This window comes from Ruminococcus flavefaciens (assembly GCF_900108555.1).
In the GTDB taxonomy this organism is placed as follows: Bacteria; Bacillota; Clostridia; order Oscillospirales; family Ruminococcaceae; genus Ruminococcus; species Ruminococcus flavefaciens_P.
The window spans coordinates 745,705-766,902 of sequence record NZ_FNWV01000001.1; the positions used below are offsets into that span (position 1 = coordinate 745,705).

At 41.3% G+C, this 21,198-nt stretch carries 9 protein-coding genes; 6 read left to right on the forward strand and 3 right to left on the reverse strand.

Translation table 11 applies throughout. The annotated features are described in order from the left end of the window. Positions 1-90: 90 nt before the first annotated feature. Positions 91-10,143: a leucine-rich repeat protein gene (locus tag BLW60_RS16660; protein WP_175460865.1), complete on the reverse strand. Its 10,053-nt coding sequence runs from the start codon at positions 10,141-10,143 to the stop codon at positions 91-93. Between the two features lie 403 nt (positions 10,144-10,546). Between BLW60_RS16660 and BLW60_RS03165 the strand changes: the two genes are divergently transcribed. Genes BLW60_RS03165 through BLW60_RS03185 form a run of 5 tightly spaced genes read left to right on the forward strand, consistent with a single transcriptional unit; the run spans position 10,547 to position 16,284 of the window. Beyond that, positions 10,547-11,230, forward strand: coding sequence for a response regulator transcription factor (locus BLW60_RS03165; protein ID WP_074714425.1), 684 nt, complete (start codon positions 10,547-10,549; stop codon positions 11,228-11,230). Continuing rightward, positions 11,230-12,381 carry a HAMP domain-containing sensor histidine kinase gene (locus tag BLW60_RS03170; protein WP_074714426.1) on the forward strand — a complete coding sequence of 384 codons (1,152 nt, stop codon included), beginning with the start codon at positions 11,230-11,232 and terminating at the stop codon, positions 12,379-12,381. Before BLW60_RS03165 ends, BLW60_RS03170 begins: the two co-directional genes overlap by 1 nt. Before the next feature lie 59 nt (positions 12,382-12,440). Continuing rightward, entirely contained in the window at positions 12,441-13,202 is a 762-nt protein-coding gene (locus tag BLW60_RS03175) for an ABC transporter ATP-binding protein (protein ID WP_074714427.1), read from the forward strand. 10 nt (positions 13,203-13,212) lie between these two features. Further along, entirely contained in the window at positions 13,213-15,558 is a 2,346-nt protein-coding gene (locus BLW60_RS03180) for an ABC transporter permease (RefSeq protein ID WP_074714428.1), read from the forward strand. Positions 15,559-15,606: 48 nt separating this feature from the next. Beyond that, positions 15,607-16,284, forward strand: coding sequence for a CPBP family intramembrane glutamic endopeptidase (locus tag BLW60_RS03185; protein ID WP_074714429.1), 678 nt, complete (start codon positions 15,607-15,609; stop codon positions 16,282-16,284). 69 nt (positions 16,285-16,353) lie between these two features. Here BLW60_RS03185 and BLW60_RS16175 read toward each other — a convergent pair whose 3' ends face one another. Further along, entirely contained in the window at positions 16,354-17,976 is a 1,623-nt protein-coding gene (locus BLW60_RS16175) for a DUF5131 family protein (protein ID WP_081348092.1), read from the reverse strand. Positions 17,977-18,803: 827 nt separating this feature from the next. Here BLW60_RS16175 and BLW60_RS03200 point away from each other — a divergent pair. Beyond that, complete coding sequence (locus BLW60_RS03200) at positions 18,804-19,943, forward strand: glycerate kinase family protein (RefSeq protein WP_074714430.1); 1,140 nt, start codon at positions 18,804-18,806, stop codon at positions 19,941-19,943. Between the two features lie 100 nt (positions 19,944-20,043). Here BLW60_RS03200 and BLW60_RS03205 read toward each other — a convergent pair. After that, the coding region (locus BLW60_RS03205) for an endo-1,4-beta-xylanase (RefSeq protein ID WP_242872816.1) at positions 20,044-21,198 on the reverse strand (1,155 nt) is incomplete at its 5' end.

A 21,198-nucleotide genomic window follows, 5' to 3' on the forward strand; every position in this document is an offset into this window, starting at 1 on the left:
AATACTTCATTTCATTTAGCTTATAAGCGCAAAAAAGAGTCCCCACAGATCGTGAGGACTCTTCTTGTTTTGTGTCATTCGCTGTTAGGATCAGTCAATTTTAGTTGTCTGTGGAACAGCGATCGTTGTTGTAGTTGTAGTTGTTGTCTTGGATTCAGCAGATGTTGCAGCCGCAGTTGTTGTAGTTGTAACAGGCTCATCATCGCTTTGTACATCTGCTTCAAGCTCAATTGACTCGATCACGTTATTCTTAACGAATTTCTCAAGTGATACAGGCTCAGTTATTGTTGAATAGTAAACATAGTATCTGAGAATGATCGAAGCGTCAACAGCGTCTACAGAACCGTCATTGTTTACATCAGCAGGAGCGATCTGGTCTTCCTTGAGGATACCTTCCTGATGTGTAGAAACAAGTGCGTACTGACGAAGAACTGCTGATGCGTCAACTGCATCTATTAATCCGTCCTTGTTTACATCACCGTAGTTTACGACAACAGGAACTGTTGTTGTTACAGTTGATGTAGTTGTTGGCTCAGATGTTGTTGTAGATGTTGAAGTTGAAGATGTAGTGGTTGGCTTAGATGTTGATGTAGTAGATGTTGTAGTTGGCTTAGATGTTGTTGTTGATGTTGATGTAGTAGATGTTGTGGTTGGCTTAGATGTTGATGTAGTAGATGTTGTAGTTGGCTTAGATGTTGTTGTTGATGTTGATGTAGTAGATGTTGTGGTTGGCTTAGATGTTGTTGAAGTAGATGTAGTAGTTGTTGTAGTTGGCTTAGATGTTGTTGTTGATGTTGATGTAGTAGATGTTGTAGTTGCCTTTGATGTTGTCGAAGATGTTGCAGTTGTTGTAGTTGTAGTAGTAGATGTTGTTGTATTTGTTGTAGTAGTTGTTGTTGCAACAAGTGGACCATTGCCTGTGAGGTTGTACTCACGTCCGCTGTAGTCCTTTACATCGCCCTTAGCTACAAGCTTAGCACCGTTCTTTACAGTGATGTTTGTATCAGGAGCAATAAGAACATCAACGTTCTCAGGGATAGTTACGTCAGATGCTATTGTGATATTACCGAAGAGTGAAAGCTCTGTCTTAGTGTTGAGCTGAGCAGCTTCCTCAACAGCTACCTTGACATCAGCATAAGTATTCTTATTGCTGAGCATTGCAGTTGCCTTTGGATTGATAGTGATAGCGTCTGTTACTTCACCGCAGGTATCACATCTCTGAACTGCAAGACCTTGCTGACCGTTCTTAGGAGCAGCTACAAGAGTGTAACCGCCTGTTGACTTGCACTCGTGCTCTTCAATGCTGCGTACCTTGATCTCTTCTGTTGTACCGTCTGAATAGTCAACGATAAGTGTACCGCTTGCGCCGACCTGACTTGTGCTTACTCTGATGATAGTATCACCGTCTACTGTAAGAACGCCGTTTTCATCGACCTTTGCGCCGTTGATATCAGCGAGTGTAAATGGATTGCTTACTGTTGTAGTTGTTGCACCTGTCTCAGAAGGAGCATTACGACGTATGTCTGCAACTATTCTTACATTTGCAGGGAGATCTCCATGTGTATGGAGTATGAGGTCTAACTCGTCCTCAAATGGGATAAGGTTCTGATTATATCTGTTGAGATAATCATTCAGTGAAGATGTAAAGTTATCTGCACCGAGAGATACACCGATATAACGATCTGTGAATTCGATATATCCGCTTCTTGTAGTTGTGCCGTTTCTGTATGCGTCGAAGAATATCTCACTTACAAGATTTCTTGCAGTATTTGTTGCTACTCTTCTTACAGGAATGTGCTGCTGACGTGCTACAGGTGTGATAATAACCTCGAATGGTATCGGGTTAGAACCTATAAATCCTACCTTGAAGCCCTTGAGGATATGCTCAACAGGGAGCTCGCTCAATGCGCCTGCATAGATCATACGGATAAAGTCTATACCCATGATCTCAGGATAATTCTGTACCATGTTGACTATAGTATCAACTACTGCATCGTTTCTTTCTGCTCTGATATATCTCTCATAGATAGACTTCCAGAGGTCAGGTAAATTAACCTGAATTGTTACGTACTGATTTGGTTTGAGTTCGCTGACCTTAACAGAAGGACCGCCATTTGCTGTGTAGATAGTCTGTTCCTTTGTTATAAGACCAAGTGAAGTGATATTGCCGTCTGTGTCAAGATTGCCGAAGTACAAAGTTGCCTTTGAACCCTGCTGTGCTCCCAGAATTGTGTTTTCAAGGTCGTAGATAGACTTGTCAGACACATTTTTAAGAGTGATCTTTACAGGATATGTCTTTCCGTAGTATGATAACTCAGGAAGCTCGATGGTCATTTTAAGTGCATTGCTTGAATATACGTGGAGATTTTCCTGTGATTTGAATGTAAGATTGAACGGTTCAGTACCATTCATTCCGCTGAATTCTGCGCTGAGTGTGTAATCACCCGGTTCATCGCCGCGTACTGCCCAGTTCTTTGTTACTACCTGATTAGGAGCAACACTGCCGATGCTTTCAGTAACGCTTCCGTCAACAAGTGTAAGTCCGGTAGGTACGTTAAGCTTAGCCTTGCAGTTTGTAAGAGTACCTGTACCCTTATTTGTTACGATAAGCTGTACGTCATAGAATTCCTTGAGCCACTTGCTCTGACCATAGATGAACAGATACATATCTTCATCTACTGTCTCCTCGTGGATAACGTGTGCATGGATCTCATCTACCCATACTACCTTCTTGTCGGTAATGAGTATCGGATCATGACCGTCTATCTCAAGGTATACATAGTTAACAGGCTCCCAGCCTTCATCGTACTCAACGATCTTGTTGATAACAACGCCTGCTGTGTCAAAATCAGCTTCGATAGCATACTGTACACAGTTGAAGTTGTCAGGATTTCTGAGGTCTATGCCTCTTTTTTCAACTTCTTCCTTGGTCATTGGCTTAACATGAAGCTCACCGTCGACATTAAGTTTTGGCTGAGTTGTTGTTGTAGATGTTGTGCTTGTTGTCAGAGTTGTTGTGGTTGTTGAAGTTGATATATTTGGTTTATTTGTGGTTGGCTGTGATGTAGTTAATGTAGTAGGTTTAACTGTTGTAATTGGCTTTGTTGTGGTTGTTGTTGGCTTTGTTGTGGTTGTTGTTGGTTTTGTTGTGGTTGTGGTTGGTTTTGTTGTAGTTGTGGTTGGTTTTGTTGTAGTTGTGGTTGGCTTTGTTGTAGTTGTGGTTGGCTTTGTTGTAGTTGTGGTTGGCTTTGTTGTAGTTGTAGTTGGCTTTGTTGTAGTTGTGGTTGGTTTTGTTGTAGTTGTAGTTTGTTTTGTTGTTGATGTAGTAGTTTTAGTTGTTGTAGTTGTTGAAGTTGTAGTAGGCTTCTTTGTTGTTGATGTTGAAGTCTTAGATGTAGTAGAAGTTGTCTTAGCTGTTGTTGTAGTAGTAGATGTAGTTGAAGAAGTTGTCTTCTTAGTAGTTGTAGTTGTTGTCATTGAAGTAGGAACGTTGTATACTACTTCGCCTGCGGTGTCAGTAGACAATGTACCGCCCATTACAGCTGTGAAGTACTCTGAAGGATTTGTGCCCTTATTGTACTTAGCATAGCCGTTTGTGATAGTACCTGTCTTGATAGCTTCGATACTTACCTTACCGCCTGTAAGCTTTTCGATAATGTCGATAGTCTTGTCAGCAGGAATATAGATATTTGCCAGCGGGCTGCTGATGTCAAGCTTGCCGCTTATAGCTATCTTAGTATTATTTGTGCAGTAGATACCATAGTTATCTGTACTTGATATCTTACCGCCTGTGATGTTGATAGTACCGTTGTTTGACTTTGAGTAGATTCCGTAACCGTCATCTGCCTTTACAGCAGCACCGCTGAGGTTGATAACACCTGAGTAAGAGCTGTCCATGTAAATGCCTGCGCGGTCATAATAACGATTGTTATTAGCAACAGCCTTCGACTCGAGAGTACCGCTTATAAGGTTAGTTGTGCCCTTGCTTGATCTGAGTGAAAGCGGATTAGATGTGTTTGAAATAACAGTTGCACCGTTAAGAGTAAAGTTACCGTTGCTGTTTACTCCTACTGTTGCGTAATTGTTCTTATCATTTCCGTAGAAAGTACCCGCAAGAAGTCTGAGTGTACCGTCTACATTGAACAGTTCATAGTTACCGGTAGCGTTCATAGTACCAGTCTGTGCCTTGCTGCTGTCTCTTACTGTAACTATACCGTTGCTGCCTATTCTTACTCTGTTGATGCTTACCTTGTGACCGTTGAGGTCGAGATCCAGCATTGTATTGCTGTAAATATCGCCTTCAACAGTTACATCGCAGTCAAGCTTGTACTTACCGGATGTAGGAAGACTGTCCGTCTTGCTCCATGTCTTTGTCTCAGCTTCTACGAATTTAAGGTTGTTGTCAGCAGCGTACTTCTCTGCATATGTTTCCTTATAACCAACAATAGTATCTACCTTGCTGTTTCTGAGGAAGTTGCCGTTAATGCTTGAAGCACTTGCAACGCTTGCAGGGATATAAACTGAAGTTACACCTGAATCGCTGAATATATCATTGTAGATGTATGTTACTGACTCAGGGATCTCAAATGATTTGAGTGATGTACAGCCGCGGAATGTATCGCTTCCGAAGTTTGTGACTGTAGCCGGAAGAACTGCTGATGTAAGGTTCTTACAATCTCTGAACAGGTTTGATGTGTATAAAGCCTTAACTGTGTCAGGGATAACGATAGACTTGAGACCTGTGCCATAGAATGCACCGCTCTCTATTCTCTCAACAGAAGCAGGGATAACGAGCTCTGTGATAGCTGCATCATTGTAGAATGCATTGCTGCCGATAGTCTTTAATGTATCAGGAAGCTTTATTCCTGTAAGAGCTGTACAGCCGTAGAATGCGTTGCTTCCGATAGTTTCAAGTCCTGATGAGAGCTTAACTGATTTAAGTGTTGCCAGATTGTAGAATGCACCTGTATTGATAGTCTTTACATTTGCAGGTATCTCGATAGATTCAAGCTTTGTGTTCTGGAAGCAATAGTTGCTGATAGCTTCAAGCTTTGAAGGTATCTTGATAGATGTTATTCCTGTGCCTGAGAAAGGAGACTGTCCGAGACTTTCAAGTGACTCAGGAAGCTCGATGCTTGTGATAGCAGTACAGTTGTTGAATGCACCGTTTCCGATAGTCTTTACAGAATCAGAGATCTTAACGTCCTTAAGTGCTGTGCAGTAGTTAAATGCATAATTTTCGATAGCAGTTAAAGTATCAGGAAGTGTTATAGATTCAAGTGCAGTACAGCTGCTGAACGCATAATTTCCGATAGTTTCAAGCTTTGAAGGGAACTTAACTGTCTTTAACTTCTTTGCACCGCTGAATGCATAATCACCGATAGCTGTCATGCTTGCAGGAAGCTCAACAGATTCAACTACTGAATTATTGAATGCATTTCCTGTAATTGTTTCTACACTCTCAGGAAGCTTTATTTCCTTAAATGCACTGCCGTAGAATGCATTTCTGTCAATTGTCTTAACACTGCCTGGGATATTGATCTCTGTAAGTGCGCTGCAATTATTGAAAGCATATTCAGGAATAGCTTCAAGCTTTGAAGGAAGCTTTACTGATGTCATCTTTGAAGCACCTGCATAAGCATTCGCAGGAAGCTCTGTACGTGAATCAGAATAAATGATGTTTGTAATGTTTGTATTAGCGAATGAGTTATTAAGTGTCTTTACAGAATCAGGGATAGTGATCTCTGTTATACCTGTTCCTGTGAAAGGAGTATACCCGATAGTTTCAAGATTCTTAGGAAGTTCGATCTTTGTGAGCTTGCCGCAGTTATTGAATGCATAGTTGCCAAGAGTTGTCAGAGACTCGGGAAGTGTCACACTTGAAAGTGCAGGACAATAAGAGAATGCATAATTTCCGATAGTCTTTACAGAATCAGGTAATGTAATGCTTTCAAGACCTTCACAGTAAGTAAATGCATTATCTCCGATAGATTCAAGCTTTGAAGGGAATACTATCTTCTTCAACTTCTTGCAGGCATAGAATGCACTGTTTGGAATTGCAGTCATATTTTCAGGAAGCTCGATCTCTTCGATAAGTGAATTGCTGAAAGCATTGTAGTCAAGTGTTTCGATATTATTTTCAAGCTTCAGCTTCTTTATACCGCTGCTTGCGAAAGCGCCTGAACCGATCTTTGTAACTGTGCTCGGTATAGTAATGCTCTCAAGTGCTGTACAACCGCTGAATGCATAGTTCGGAATAGCTGTAAGCTTTGAAGGAAGCTTTACTGATGTCATCTTTGTAGCACCTGCATAAGCATTCGCAGGAAGCTCTGTACGAGAATCAGAATATGTGATAGTCTCGATGTTTGAGCCTGAGAATGTACTGATATTCACATTCTTTACCGAATCAGGGATCTTGATCTCCTTGATTCCTGTATAGGCAAATACATTATAAGAAAGAGTTTCAAGCTTCTCAGGAAGTTCAAGCTTAGTAAGCTTTGAACAATTATAGAAAGCATTAGTGTCTATTTTTGTAAGAGAGCTTGGAAGCTTGACATCAGTAAGTGCGGTACAAGATTGGAAAGCATTACTTGGGATAGTTTCGATCTTTGAAGAAAGCTTTACTGATTCAAGTGAAGCTGCATAATAAAATGCACAGTTACTTAAAGATGTAACAGACTCGGGAAGCTCAATAGATGTAAGTCCTGAATAAGAGAATGCATTATTTCCAATGCTTTCTACTGTCTCAGGGACATCTATGCTCTTGAGAGCTGTACAGTTATAAAAAGCATACTGCGGGATAGCTGTAAGCTTTGAAGGAAGCTTAACTGATTTGAGGCTCCTTGAATTCTGGCACACTCCGTACGGAAGTGTTGTGAACTTATCATCAAATATAATGAATTCAATATTTGAATTATCAAATGCATAATTGCTTATCGTATCAACAGTAGAAGGTACAGTTAATTCCTTTATACTGCAGTTACTGAAAGCGTTTGAATTGAGAGTCTTTACACTGCTCGGTATAGTGAACTTTGTAAGACCTGTACAGTTGCTGAAAGCATAGCTCGGGATAGCTGTAAGCTTTGAAGGAAGCTTTACTGATGTCATCTTTGCAGCACCTGCATAAGCATTTGCAGGAAGTTCTGTACGAGAATCAGAGTATGTGATAGTCTCGATATTTGAACCATAGAATGAATTGCTAAGGCTCTTTACAGAATCAGGGATAGTTATTGCCTTTATTCCTGTGCTATAGAAAGCAGATGAACCTATAGTCTCTAATGTTTCCGGAAGCTCCAGACTTGTCAGGCTGCTGCAATACTGGAAAGCATATGTATATATTGACTTAAGACCACTTGGCAGCTTGACCTCTTTGAGAGAACTACAGCTCTGGAACGCATAGTTATCAATTGCTGTAACAGTTTCAGGTATCTTCACATCAGTAAGTGAAGAACAACCTGTAAACGTACTTCTTGGGATAATTGTAAGCTTTGAAGGAAGCTTTACAGACTTGAGTTTTGAAGAACCGTTGAATAAACCGGTGTTAAGCTGAGTAAACTTATCATCTATCTCAGCAGACTCAAGATTTGTATTTGCAAAAGCATTGGAATAGATCGTATCAACTGTGGAAGGTACCTTTATGCTCTTTATGCTGCTTCCTGCAAGAGCATATGAATCGATAGTTTTGATATTTGCAGGTATCTCAAAGCTTGTTATCTGAGTACAGCCTGTAAATACATAGTATGGCAGAGTTTCGAGCTTTGAAGGAAGCTTGGGATCCTTCATCTTAGCAGCACCGCCGTAAGCATAGCTAGGAATTGTTGCTGCATCATCCGGATATAGTATAGTTTCAATGTTTGAATCTGTGAATGTATTAGCCTGAACATATTTTACAGCAGCAGGTATCTTGATTTCCTTTATTGCTGTTCTGCCAAAGATATAATTGCCGAGTGTTGTAAAATTCTCAGGGATAGTAAGCTTTTCAAGAGCAGTACAGCCCTGGAAGCAATAGTCAGGTATATTTACAATCTTGCTTCCGAAATCTATTGAAGTAAGCTTTGAACAATCTTTGAGTACACCAGAGCTCCAGCTTGTTATGTTGTCAGGTATCTTAAAGCTTTCGATCTTTGTACCTGCAAGACAATATGAGCTAAGGAGAGTCATTGACTTAGGAATGTTTATTTCCTTTACTCCTGAATTATAAAATGCATAGCTGCCAATGAACGTTACAGTATCAGGAAGTGTTACCTTTTCAAGAGCTGTACAGCCGTAGAAAGCACTTGAAGCTACTGTGACAAGGTCTGATGGGAATGTTATGCTTGTTAACTTGGTACAGTCTCTGAATATCTCTGAACCACAGCTGATAGAATTGTCAGGATATGTTACTGTCTCAAACTTTGTATTTCTGAAAGCAGCCTGACCTATAGACTTCAAATTCTTAGGATACTTGAACTCTTTAAGACCTGAGGAATAGAATGCACTGTATCCGATAGTCTCAACAGTATCAGGAAGATCAATGCTTTCAAGTGAAGAACAGCCTGAGAACAAGCTATCTGCAATAACTTTAGTATTTGAAGGAAGCTTTACAGAAGTAAGCTTTGTACAACTTGCAAATGCGCTGCCTGAAATAGTTTCAACAGTATCAGGTATCTCAAGCTTTGTAAAGCCTGTACCGTTCAAAGCATTATATTCGATTTTAGTTATATTGTCAAGATTGATACTTGCAAGTTTTGAACAACCCTGACACATATAAGATGATAATACAGTGACCTTGCTTGGAAGCTTCAGTTCTGTCAGTGATGAGCAGTGCTGGAAAGCATAATTTCCAATAGCTGAAACAGTTTCGGGGATATCGATCGATGCAAGCGTATAACAATTTGCGAAAAATCCATATGGGATAGACTTCAAATTGCTCGGGAGCTTTGCTGACTTGAGATTTTTACAATTATAAAATACATAGTCGCCCCAAGTCTCAACTGTTGAAGGCATCTCTACCGACTCAAGAGATGAATTATTGAAGGCAGAAGTGCCGACAGATTTTACAGTCTCAGGGATAGAGACCGACTTTATCTTTGACCAGGCAAAAGCATAGTCATTTATAGCTGTTACCTTCTTGCCGTTTATCTCTGACTGGATAACAGCCTTTTCTGCTTCATAGTCACAGTAAGCAACCTCTGCGTGATCCTTATATACGTTGTAGTATATAAGATCCTTCATTACAACTTCATAATCCTTTGTTGAAGTGCCTGCTGTTGAAGAAGGATCAATAAGGACATATCCGTCAAAAGGAGTTCCCTTGAGGTAAGAGTCACTGTCTGTTTTGGCGGTATGGGAAACATTTGAATAATAGTCAGACTTTAATCTCGGAGTTGTAAAGTAAAAATAATGCTGAGGATAATTATTGTTTGAACAAATGTTTACATAATACACATCATTTGGCTTTGCATCGGCAGGTACTTCCAAATTCAAGGTTGCGTAAGTACCATTTTTACCTCTTTTTACAGTACCATCTGTTGCAGTGCTGCTGTTTGCGTATATACCATAAGTTTTTCTGCTGCTTGTAGGAGAATAGCTTGAATAACTTACGTACATACCTGCTGTTCCGTCTTCTTTTCCGCCCTCAACGCTTTTAAGTGTAAGACGGCTGTCCAGATCTACGAAAACAGTCGCGCTTGAGTAGTATTCCTCATTAGCGGCGAAGTTAGGATCATTGACCTTGATAGTCAGAGCTACTGTCGAACCTGGCTTTGCAACTGTATGGCTTAATGAAATTTCCGGATCAGGCTGAACCCTTTCTGATTCCGGTATAGTAGATGTTGTAGTAGAACTAACTGTCGCTTTTGTTGTCGTAGTAGTTGTTGTCGTAGTTGCTGAAGCTACAGCTGATGCAGCTGCCTTTGGTGCCGGAGGAGTTGTTGCGACAGGGCTTGTTGTGATTGTTGTGTTGTTGTTTGTCTCCATAATTTTATCAGATGTTATATTGATAATATCTGAAGCGGATATGGAACCGACCAGTGTTTTTTGTCCGATATCAGTGTTTGCTGCACCTGCTGAAAGGTTTGCAGGTATCTGCGTTGTGAGCATAGCAGACGCGGCAAGCACGGAAACGAACTTTTTGGTGATCTTCCCGGGATGTTTATGTCCCATTTCAATTACCTCCCTTATTAAAAATTAAATGAATGTAATTCACCACCATAATTATACCATGATGAGGGGAAAGGTCAATAGAAATGGAACTTTTGTAAACAAATTTTGGTAAAAGCTAACTAACTTGTAGCAATATTCAATGTCAAAACTACTAAAAGTAATAAAAAATTAGATTTGTCTTTGTTAAAAAAACAGTAACATATCGTGTAAAAAATATCGTCATCTATGTTATATATCATAATTTATTAATCAATATCACAAAAATGCTATGAGCAGCAGCCTCTCCCCTGCCTTATCTGTCTTGACATTAAAACTGTAATGTTGTATGATTTTAATATCATACCCACTGTGAAAATGCAGCTAAATTGCATTTCATACATTATTGTAAAACACGGAGGACAACATGAGAAACAGTATCCTTATTATAGATGATGATGCCGATCTTTCGTTCGTTATATCGGATATGCTTGAAGGCTACGGCTACAACGTTACCGCTGCCGAAACTGCCGAAGAAGCCTTTGAGCTTCTGAGCAAAGCAAGCTTTGATCTCATTCTACTTGACATCAATCTCCCCGATTCTACGGGATTTGAGATATGCAGCGAGCTTCGCAGGGTATCAGATGTGCCTGTTATCTTTGCAAGTGCCCGTACAAGTGAATCCGACAGGATAACAGGCTTCGACATAGGCGGAGACGACTACCTTCCAAAGCCCTATTCTATGGCTGAGCTTTTCTCGCGCATAAAAGCTCTCATGCGCAGAGCCTACGGAGACAGCGGCGAGAAAAAGTCCATATCCTTCGGCAATGTTAATGTTGATATCTCCGCACGTTCGGTCACTAAGAACGGTGCAGCCGTGGCACTGTCACTGAAAGAGTTCGACCTCCTCGCTTACCTGTGCGAACATATGGGAACGGCTGTATCAAAGGAAGCTCTGTTTTCAGCGGTATGGGGAGCTTTTTCCGCTGTAGAACCGTCAACTCTTGCAGTACATATACGCTGGCTCCGCGAAAAGCTTGAGGACGATCCTGCGTCACCGCGATACATTAAAACAGTCTATAAAGTTGGCTATATACTGGAGGTCGAATAATGAAAAGCAGGATAATCGGCATTACTCTTTTCTTCATAATGCTTATCGCAGGTGTTTCTGTATTTTTCGTGCATAACGAGAAACAAAATTACGACTCCGACTCAAACGGCGAGCTCATAGTCTCGCTGAACGAAGTGGAGCAGCTTATAAATATGGGTGAAACACAGAAAGCTGCCGAAAAAGCAGCCCTGCTCAAAGATACTATACGCCGTCAGGAAAAGCCTGTCCGTGAAAACTCCGGTACATTTATTATATGTATCATAGGCTGTATATTCGCGGTCACTGTTTTCGGATATGTGTATTTCTCCATACTCCGCCCCTTTGATAAGATGAAGGCTTTTGCCGAGAAAATAGCTCAGGGAAACTTTGATATCCCGCTGAAATACGAGCGTTCAAACTATTTCGGCAGCTTCACATGGGCTTTCGACAGTATGCGCCGTGAGATAACGAAAGCGCGAGCCTGCGAGCGCGAAGCCATAGACAATAACAAGACCGTTATCGCTACGCTTTCACATGATATAAAAACTCCTGTTTCTTCCATAAGAGCCTATGCAGAGGGACTTGACGCAAATCTTGACAGCTCTCCCGAAAAAAGGCGCAAATACTTATCGGTAATTATGCGCAAATGCGATGAAGTATCCAAGCTCACAAACGATCTGTTCCTGCACACGCTCTCCGACCTTGACAAGCTGAAAATACACCCAGAACAGCTGGAGCTGACTGAGTTTATGGAGAATACCGTAAAGGAAATAGCAGCCGAGCATGATGATATCAGCTTTATCCGTCCGAACTTCACAGCCGAGGTAAGTGCAGACAGGAACAGGCTAATGCAGATCACCGAGAACCTTATAAACAACGCAAGGAAATACGCTCATACCGATATAAATATATCTATGGAGCTTGAACAGCACGATGTGCTCATACGCTTCCGCGACTTCGGCAGCGGTATCCCCGACTCGGATATACCGTTCATATTCGGCAAGTTCTATCGCGGAAAGAATTCAGGCAATGAGCAGGGCTCAGGTCTCGGACTTTATATCGTAAAATACCTCACCGAAGCTCAGAACGGAGAGGTAAGCCTCAGGAACCTCCCCGATGGAGGTCTCGAAGTAACGATATCGCTCCCCTTGCTTAATTCGGGATCATCTTAAATACTTCTTAATAACTTTTGCTGTATAATCAAGACAGTAAAAGCGAAAGGAAAACGGATATGAAAAAATCTATTCTGACAGCAAAGTCACTTTCAAAGAGCTTTGCTCACAACGGCGAACAGGTCCACATACTGTCAGGCGTTGACCTGGATATATATGAAGGAGACTTTACCGTTATAATGGGAGCGTCGGGCTCGGGCAAATCCACTATGCTCTACGCTCTCAGCGGTATGGACAAGGCTACCGCAGGCTCTGTTATGTACGATGACCAAAACATCGTCCTCATGGGCGAGAAAGAGCTTGCAAAGCTGAGATACTCCGACTTTGGATTTATTTTCCAGCAGATGCACCTTGTAAGCAATCTGTCACTCTATGAAAACGTTGTAGTCTCAGGCTATCTCAACAAAAAGAATTCTCCTGCCGAGGTAAGAGAACGTGCAGACAAGCTTTTCAAGAGAATAGGCATAGACCACATAAAAACTCACCTTCCCTCACAAGTATCAGGCGGCGAACAGCAGAGATGCGCTATAGCAAGAGCCGTGATAAATCAACCAAAGCTCCTCTTTGCAGACGAGCCTACAGGCGCACTGAACCGCAAAAATACCACCGAAGTGCTTGACCTGCTCACAGACCTTAACAAAAACGGTCAGAGCATACTCATGGTAACACATGATATACGCGCTGCTGTAAGAGCATCACGGCTGCTTTACCTCTCGGACGGAAATATCATAGGCGAGCTCAATCTCAGCCCATATGGTCAGACCGAAGAAAAAAGCCGCGAAGCTCAGGTAAACGCATGGCTAAATTCACTTGAGTGGTGAGGTGAGAGCTATGGAGATAATCACCCTGCTGAAAGCAAATATACGCCGCAGAAAGGGCACATTCATAAGCATCGTCATTCTTATGTTCATCATCTCAATGGCACTGACGCTTATATTCAGTATCAGAAAAAGCTGCGATGACTCTCTTAATGATGCTTATTCCTGCGCAAAAAGCGCAGATGTCACCGTTATGCTCAAAGACGCGCTCCTCACAGATGAAATGAGGCAGAAGCTTGATAACGAAGCAATTATCGACCATTACACAGTAACACCTACCGCTGTTATTTCATACGGTATTGACTCACCCAAAGTAAGCAATAAGAATTCTTGTTTCTTTACTCCCCTTACTGAGGGTATCAAGCTTGTAAACGAAGAATGTAACGGCTATGCTGAAAAGATACCGCCGCTTTCAAAAGGTGAGATATACCTGAGCTACGGCTCGAAGAGCAAGTTCAAATGTAATATCGGAGACAAAGTCACCGCTCACACCATAAGCGGAGACTATGATCTCACTGTAAAGGGCTTTGTTGTTGAGCCTATGTTCGGTGCTATGGTGATAGGCTGGAAGTGGCAGTTCATATCACAGGAAGATTTTGATATGATAATGGCAGCAAATGCTGCCGAAAACAGTGACGACCACTGCGGCACGGGATATATAGTGCAGATATACAAGCCAGACGACTGTACACTTTCAGACGGCAAATTCCGCCGACAGGTAAATCTTGACACAGATATCATCTCAAATGCATGGGGTTCTATGACAAAAGATACATCAACGCACTATACCAACATCTACTCTGATATCATAATGGGCATACTGCTTGTGTTCATTCTTATCCTTGCCACAGTCGTTCTCATCGTTATGGGACACAGTATCTCAACGGGTATCGAAATGGATCATACCAATCTGGGAATACTGAAATCTCAGGGCTTCGGCAACTCCAAGATACGTATCTCCATACTGCTTCAATATCTTATCGCGGAAGTCATAGGCGGTGTCCTCGGAATATTCTGCGGACTCCCCCTCATAGGCATCATTACAAGTGTATTTGATACCATATCAGGCTGTATCACAGAAACACACCCTGCCCTGTGCAAAACGCTTCTTTATTTGCTTGCTATCATCGAGATAAGTGTAGTGTTTATTATCATCACAACTCACAAGGTATGCAAGATATCCCCTATCCGTGCTATATCAGGGGGCAGAAATGAAATATACTTCGACAGCCGCATAAAGCTTCCCATAAGTGCAAAGCTGCTTTCTCCAACACTTGCTGTTCGTCAGTTCACATCTGCAAAAAGAAGATACGCTGCTTCTGTGATAATTGCTGCGATACTTGTAAGCTTCATGCTCATGTCAAATGCTCTCAGCGCAGCAATAAATTCACGAAAAGCAGGAGAAACTATGGGTATCGAAGTCAAAGATGTAATTATTAACTTCAATGAGATGACACAAAAAGACCAAATAGATGACATCATGGAAACAGTCAAGGAGTATGATCCTATCCACAGAAGATATGTCTCATTAGGTACATATATTTCGTTGAACGGTGAAGAAATATACTGCCGTATGGATTTTTATCCCGAGGATATTATTACCACAAAAGGCAGAGCTCCTAAATATGATAACGAGATAGTTATAACCGAAATGGTGGCTGACGAGTTTGATCTTAAACTCGGCGACATAGTAAAAATAGCAAAATTCGATAACCACAAGGAGTTCGTCATCTGCGGAATATACCAGTCAATGGCTGACACAGGTATGAGTACTTCGATCACGGAAGAAGCAGGCGAAAGTCTCGGTCTCCATAAACGTACCGACTATTGCAGTATCATGCTTGAAGATGAAACCAAAGCGGAAGAGATAAAAACAGCTCTTGAAAATAAATACGGGGACACTCTGAAAGTAACTCTCGGCAAATCCGATGACGAAAACAAGCTTATAGAGTCAGCAATAGAAATAATGAGGCTGATAATCTACTCATTCTCAATGTTCTTTGCTCTGGTAGTCGTTTCAATGGTAAGCTCAAAGGCTTTCACCCAGGAAAAGACCGATATAGGCATATTCAAGTCACAGGGCTTCACTACAGGCAAGCTCAGGCTGCAATTTGCGGTAAGATTTCTTATTGTATCCATTCTCGGCGCACTGCTCGGAACTTTAATGTGCAGTCTGTTCATGAATAAGCTGCTCACTTTTCTGCTTAAAGGCATAGGTGTAACGAACTTCTATACACCTCTTACTCCTGCAAGTATCCTTATACCAGCCGCTGCTATATGCGTATGCTTCTTCCTTTTCGCACTTCTTGTATCACGAAAGATAAAAAAAGTCGGCATAAGACAGCTCATAACCGAATAACGAATACCAAAATAAACTATACATTAAAAATCTTTGGAGGCATAAAATATGGAAATTACAACGAAAAGCAGAAAATTAAAGATCACGTTACTGGTCTATATAATCATTTTCTATGGCACATGGACAATGTATACATTCCTGGTTTCACCGTTTCTTGAAGAACATTTCCAAAATGCGGCAGTATGTCAGATCATCAAGGAGTGTATCAAAAACCTTGTGTGGACGCTTCCTGCCATGCTTCTGGTACATCACTTCTCATCAGAGGTACATATCAAGCTCAAGGAAATGTTTACAACTAAAGTAAAATGGTTACACTATCTTCCTATCTTTGCATTCTTCACTGTATACATACTGACAAATCACTATATGATGCACCATTCTTTTAAGATAAGTCCCGATTTCGGAGCAGCAACTATCATCATTATCCTTTCCGTGGGACTGACCGAAGAAATGGTGTTCCGCGGCTGGCTGCTCAATGCAACCATAAGCAGCGATAAGAATAAGCAATGGCAGGCTATAGCGTTGAATTCGGTCATGTTCATGATGATACATTTCCCCACATGGATAAAGCATGATACTTTCGTTTCGGCGTTTACAGGTTTTGGATTTATTGAGTTAATTGCCTTAGGCGTAATATTAAGTTTGAGCTTTCTCAAAAGCAGAAACATTTTTATCCCCATACTGCTTCATATGTACTGGGATCTGCTTGTGATGATGCTTGAATGAGCACAATAAACTGATACAAATAAAAAGCAGGAGAGCTTTGATCAGCTCTCCTGTTTTTTATGTATATTATTATGCATATTCCTGAACAGGAAGCGGTGCAATGAAGAACGTATCATCACGCTTGATATTGCCTTCTTCCGTAAATATAGCTGCATTTGCGATCGGCGTACCGCCTAACCTTTCAACAATTACCTCCAAATCTCTAAGAGACTCGGGAGTACTGATAACGTTGTCGACAATGAGAACGCGCTTTCCGTCAAATGCTCTTGCTTCTTCTGCGGAAAGATAAAACTTTTTCTTTTTTTCCGACAGAAGCGATTTGACGGATACTTCTAAGGTATCCTCCATATAAAGCTTTACAGACTTATGAGCAATGATACAATCCTTTCCGCTCTGTCTTGAAAGCTCATATGCAAGCGGAGTACCCTTTGTCTCAGCACTGAATATCAGATCGAATTCAGGCATTCTCTCAAGAAGCCTCTTGGCGTTTTCTGCAATTATCTCAACCTCACCATAAAGTATAGAAGCTGCGATATCAAGCCTGTCAGCAGGAGCACATCTTTTAAGTTCATCATTGAGCTCTGCTATCTTGACCTCGTAGTATTCGGCAACAGCACCCTTCTTCAGTTCAAGATTTCTTACACGGATAGCCTTTGCTTCTCTCAAAAGCTTAGGACTCTGTTCCATGAACTCATATCCGCTTTCCAGAACGGTTTTCATTATATCACGTTCAATTTTCAGAGGTATGCCAAGCTCGATGCATTTGTCAATGAGATCCTTGATCCATTCAAACCTAAGCGGATTAGCTCCGCCCACTTCTCCGCCGATTATTACCCATGTATAGTCCTTGCCGAATGTATTGACAAGTTCATCAAGGTGGACAGGTTCTATATATTCAAGCACAGGCTGATATACAACACAAGCAGTGATCCTGTAATCCTTGGTTTTTTCAATAAGATCGGTAATACGTCCTGTACACGCATTACGGTCAACTGTACAGGAAATAATGACATTTCTCATATCAGTATCCACAGGTATGGGACTGAGGTCAATTCCGCTGGGACGTTTTGTAACAAGCTGGAATGTATCAACAAATCTTCTCTGTCTGCGCTTTATATTACTTGCAGCAATGATCTGCTGAAGAACATTTTCCTGCCACTCAGGCTTCCAGCAGCCAAAATCCGACATATATGTAAGGAACCAGTCGATAGGATTTTCATTTTCGATATTGAAGAGCTCAGGGATATCATTTCCCTCTTCGTCCTTTGTCATTTTATAGAAACCGCGGAATATCTGCTTCTTGTAATCCTCAGTAATGCCAAAATGATCTACTACGCATTTTGTAAAGCAGTACTTGCAGCCGATAGGACATCCAATAACTGGAGAATACACCTTCGTATTCAGGTGTGTATCATAGTTGATATCTTTAAGTATACGTTTAAGCGCAAGCTGATGACCGTCATAGTAAGCATGAAGCATCTGTATCTGGCTCAGATATTCCTGATGCATATTCCTATACTCTTCAAGTTCTTCCTGTACTGAGTACATATTCACCTTCAGCTTCGTATAATTAAAGCCGCTGAAATTACAGATAAGTATATTCAACAGCCTGTTTACGACCTCAGGTCTTTCGAGCATTGTGATAATACCCGCTGACGGAGCGTCAGTATAATAGTCTTCAATTCTCAGCATAAAACATCTTGCCCCTCAATATTTATTTCTTTCCACGATTTTTTTGCCGAAAGCAGCTGTAAACTGCATTCAGAGCGTTGATCCTATCTGTCTTTTCCTATGCTGCGCGATATCCTTTATGCCGAAATGAATTTAAAAAGTACATATGATATGCTCTGTGCATATGATACTTCATAAGTCGCAGAGATATGCATAATGCGATTATAATGGCTGCTTATCATAGAACGGCACATTAAAAGTAAACGCATACGACAGAAAAATTATAATCAAACTTACGGTTTATTATTTTAGATCTGCCTGTAATTAAATATCATAAAATAACTGTTGATCATATCATGCTAAAAAGAATACCGATGAAATCAAAAACGATTAGTAAATATTCCCCACATTTATCCCTGTTTACCATAATAAAACAAAGTGGGAGTTTTGAAAAAATAGTAAAAAAAAGTATCAGAAAAATTATTAAAAGTAATATTATAAAAAGGTAAAAATTAAGCTTTTGAAGATTTTTTCAATATAAGGAAATACTATTTATATTATATACTATATGCACAATTTCGTCAAGTATAATTTTATCCTTATATTGATAAACAAAAGCTGGTTTTTTGCAAATTTTAAGCATTTTCTAATATTTTTTCTTCAGTATTATAAAATAAATATATCAAACATCAATAATAATTATTATTTATTACCAATTCATTTAATTATATATATTTTATTATTTAAAATGTATTGACAGCAGAAGTTTTTAATGTTAAAATTTGGACTGAGTTGCAAAATATGCATATAATATAAACTATCAAATTAACAAATAGAGGTGAAACACCATGCATAATGCTGTTATAGCAATAGATTCATTCAAAGGAAGTCTCACTTCTCTTGAAGCAGGCAAAGCCGCAGCAGAAGGGATACACCGTATTTTTCCCGACGCAGATACTGTGATCGTGCCCGTTGCCGACGGCGGTGAAGGTACTGTTGACGCACTCGTATCAGGTCTGAACGGAAAGTTCATTGAAACCGACGTATGTGATCCTCTCGGAAGGCGTATCACAGCTAAATACGGTATACTCCCCGACAATACTGCTGTTATCGAAATGGCAGCTGCTTCGGGACTGACGCTGCTTTCGGAAAGCGAACGCGATCCCATGTATACAACTACATACGGCACAGGCGAGATGATACTTGACGCTGTCAGACGAGGCTGCCGCAATTTTATCATAGGTATAGGCGGAAGTGCCACAAATGACGGCGGTATCGGCTGCTTGCAGGCACTGGGATTTGGTATGCTCGACAGCAATGGACAGCAGGTAAGCTATGGCGCAAACGGACTTTCACAGCTCGCCCGTATCACTGACGACAATGCAGTCCGTGAACTGAAAGAGTGCAGCTTTCATGTTGCCTGTGATGTTACAAATCCGCTTTGCGGCACTAACGGCTGCAGCGAAGTATTTGCTCCGCAAAAGGGCGCGGACAAAAACAGCATCAGCCTTATGGACGGCTATCTCAGCAGATATGCCGAGCTTACTAAAACGTACTGTCCTTCTGCTTCGCCGTATACAGCAGGTGCAGGCGCGGCAGGCGGACTTGGCTTCGCACTGATGTATTATCTGAACGCAGAGCTGCAATCAGGTGTTGACCTTGTTATACGCGAAACAAAGCTGGAAGATATCATAAAAGGCGCTGATATCGTTATCACAGGTGAAGGCTGTCTCGACAGTCAGACCGCTATGGGAAAAGCTCCCATAGGTATTGCCAAGATAGCAAAGAAGTACGGCAAGCCTGTCATAGCTTTCTGCGGCTCGGTACGCGAAGGTGCAGAGCTGTGCAACGCAAGCGGAATTGATGCATACTTCCCTGTTCTGCGCGGTATATGTACACTTGAGCAGGCTATGAGAAAAGAGACTGCCTATAAAAACCTTGCCCACACGTCAGAGCAGGTTTTCAGGACCATAAAGCTTTTCAGCTGACAAAAATACCCGTAATACATGAAAACAGTCACAAGATCACTTATGGTCCTGTGACTGTTTTATTATTATGATCTATAAGATCAGGCTTAACATTTTGACCTTATTTTACAAGTGCCATTACCTTCTCATAAGCCGGCTTAGGCTGATAGCCGTTAGAGAAGAGAAGTGGATTCTGCTCTCTTCTCCAGCTTACGCTGTCCTGAGTACCCCAGATAGTAACAGCAGGTATCTTATCTGCGTTCTGCATAGCAAGCTTGAATATCTTCTCATAGAGATTAGCCTGTTCCTGAGTATTTGTACAAGTGATATCAAGCTCAGTGATCTGAACTTCAAGACCTGTGCTGAGGAACTTCTTGAGAGCTGTCTCATAAGTATTAGCATCAGGATAATTTGTAGCAAGATGTGACTGCATACCGATACCGTCAATGTAGCCAAGCTGCTTGAGCTTCATAGCCATATTGTAGATATCGTTTGTCTTTGCAGGGATATACTCATTATAGTCGTTGAGATAGAGCTTGCATCCTGCAGGAGCATACTGTCTTGCATACTTGAATGCGTTGATAACGAAGCTGTCATCACCATATACTCTTACCCAGTTAGAGTTGCTTGCAGGTCTCATTCCGCCGCCGTCGTTGAGGAAGAGCTCGTTACATACATCGTATGAGTAAACCTCAAGGCTTGGATACTGCTGCTTGAGAGCTGCGAATGTGTTCTTTATCATGCTCTCAAGACGCTGGTTCATGATATCCTTTGATACGTATGCGCCGTTCTGTGAGAAGTTCTCACGGAAGAACCAGTCAGGAGTCTGGCTGTACCAAACGAATGTATGACCACGAAGTGCGATACCATTCTGCTCACAGAACTTCAGAGTCTGAGCAGCTCTGTTGAGGCTGATCTGAGTATTTACATTGTTGCCTCTCTGCTGACAAGCTGACTGATCGAGAATGCTGTCCGGCTTGAGCTCGTTCTCGGGAGTAATAGAATTGTAGTGCTTCTTGATGAAGTCTGCACCGCTGTTAAGCTCGTTAGGGCTTACAGATGTACCGATCTTGAAGTAGCTTGCAAATGCGCCCTTGAGGCTGTCCTTTGAACCTGCATTGTTGTTCTGCTGCTGGTTGTTATTGTTATTGTTGTTGTTATTGTTGTTGTTATTATTCTGGTTCCACTGATTATTATTGTTCCAGTCGTTGTTTACAACGCCGTTCCACTGATTATTGTTCTGGTTATTCCAGTCCCAACCCTGATTCTGGTTCTG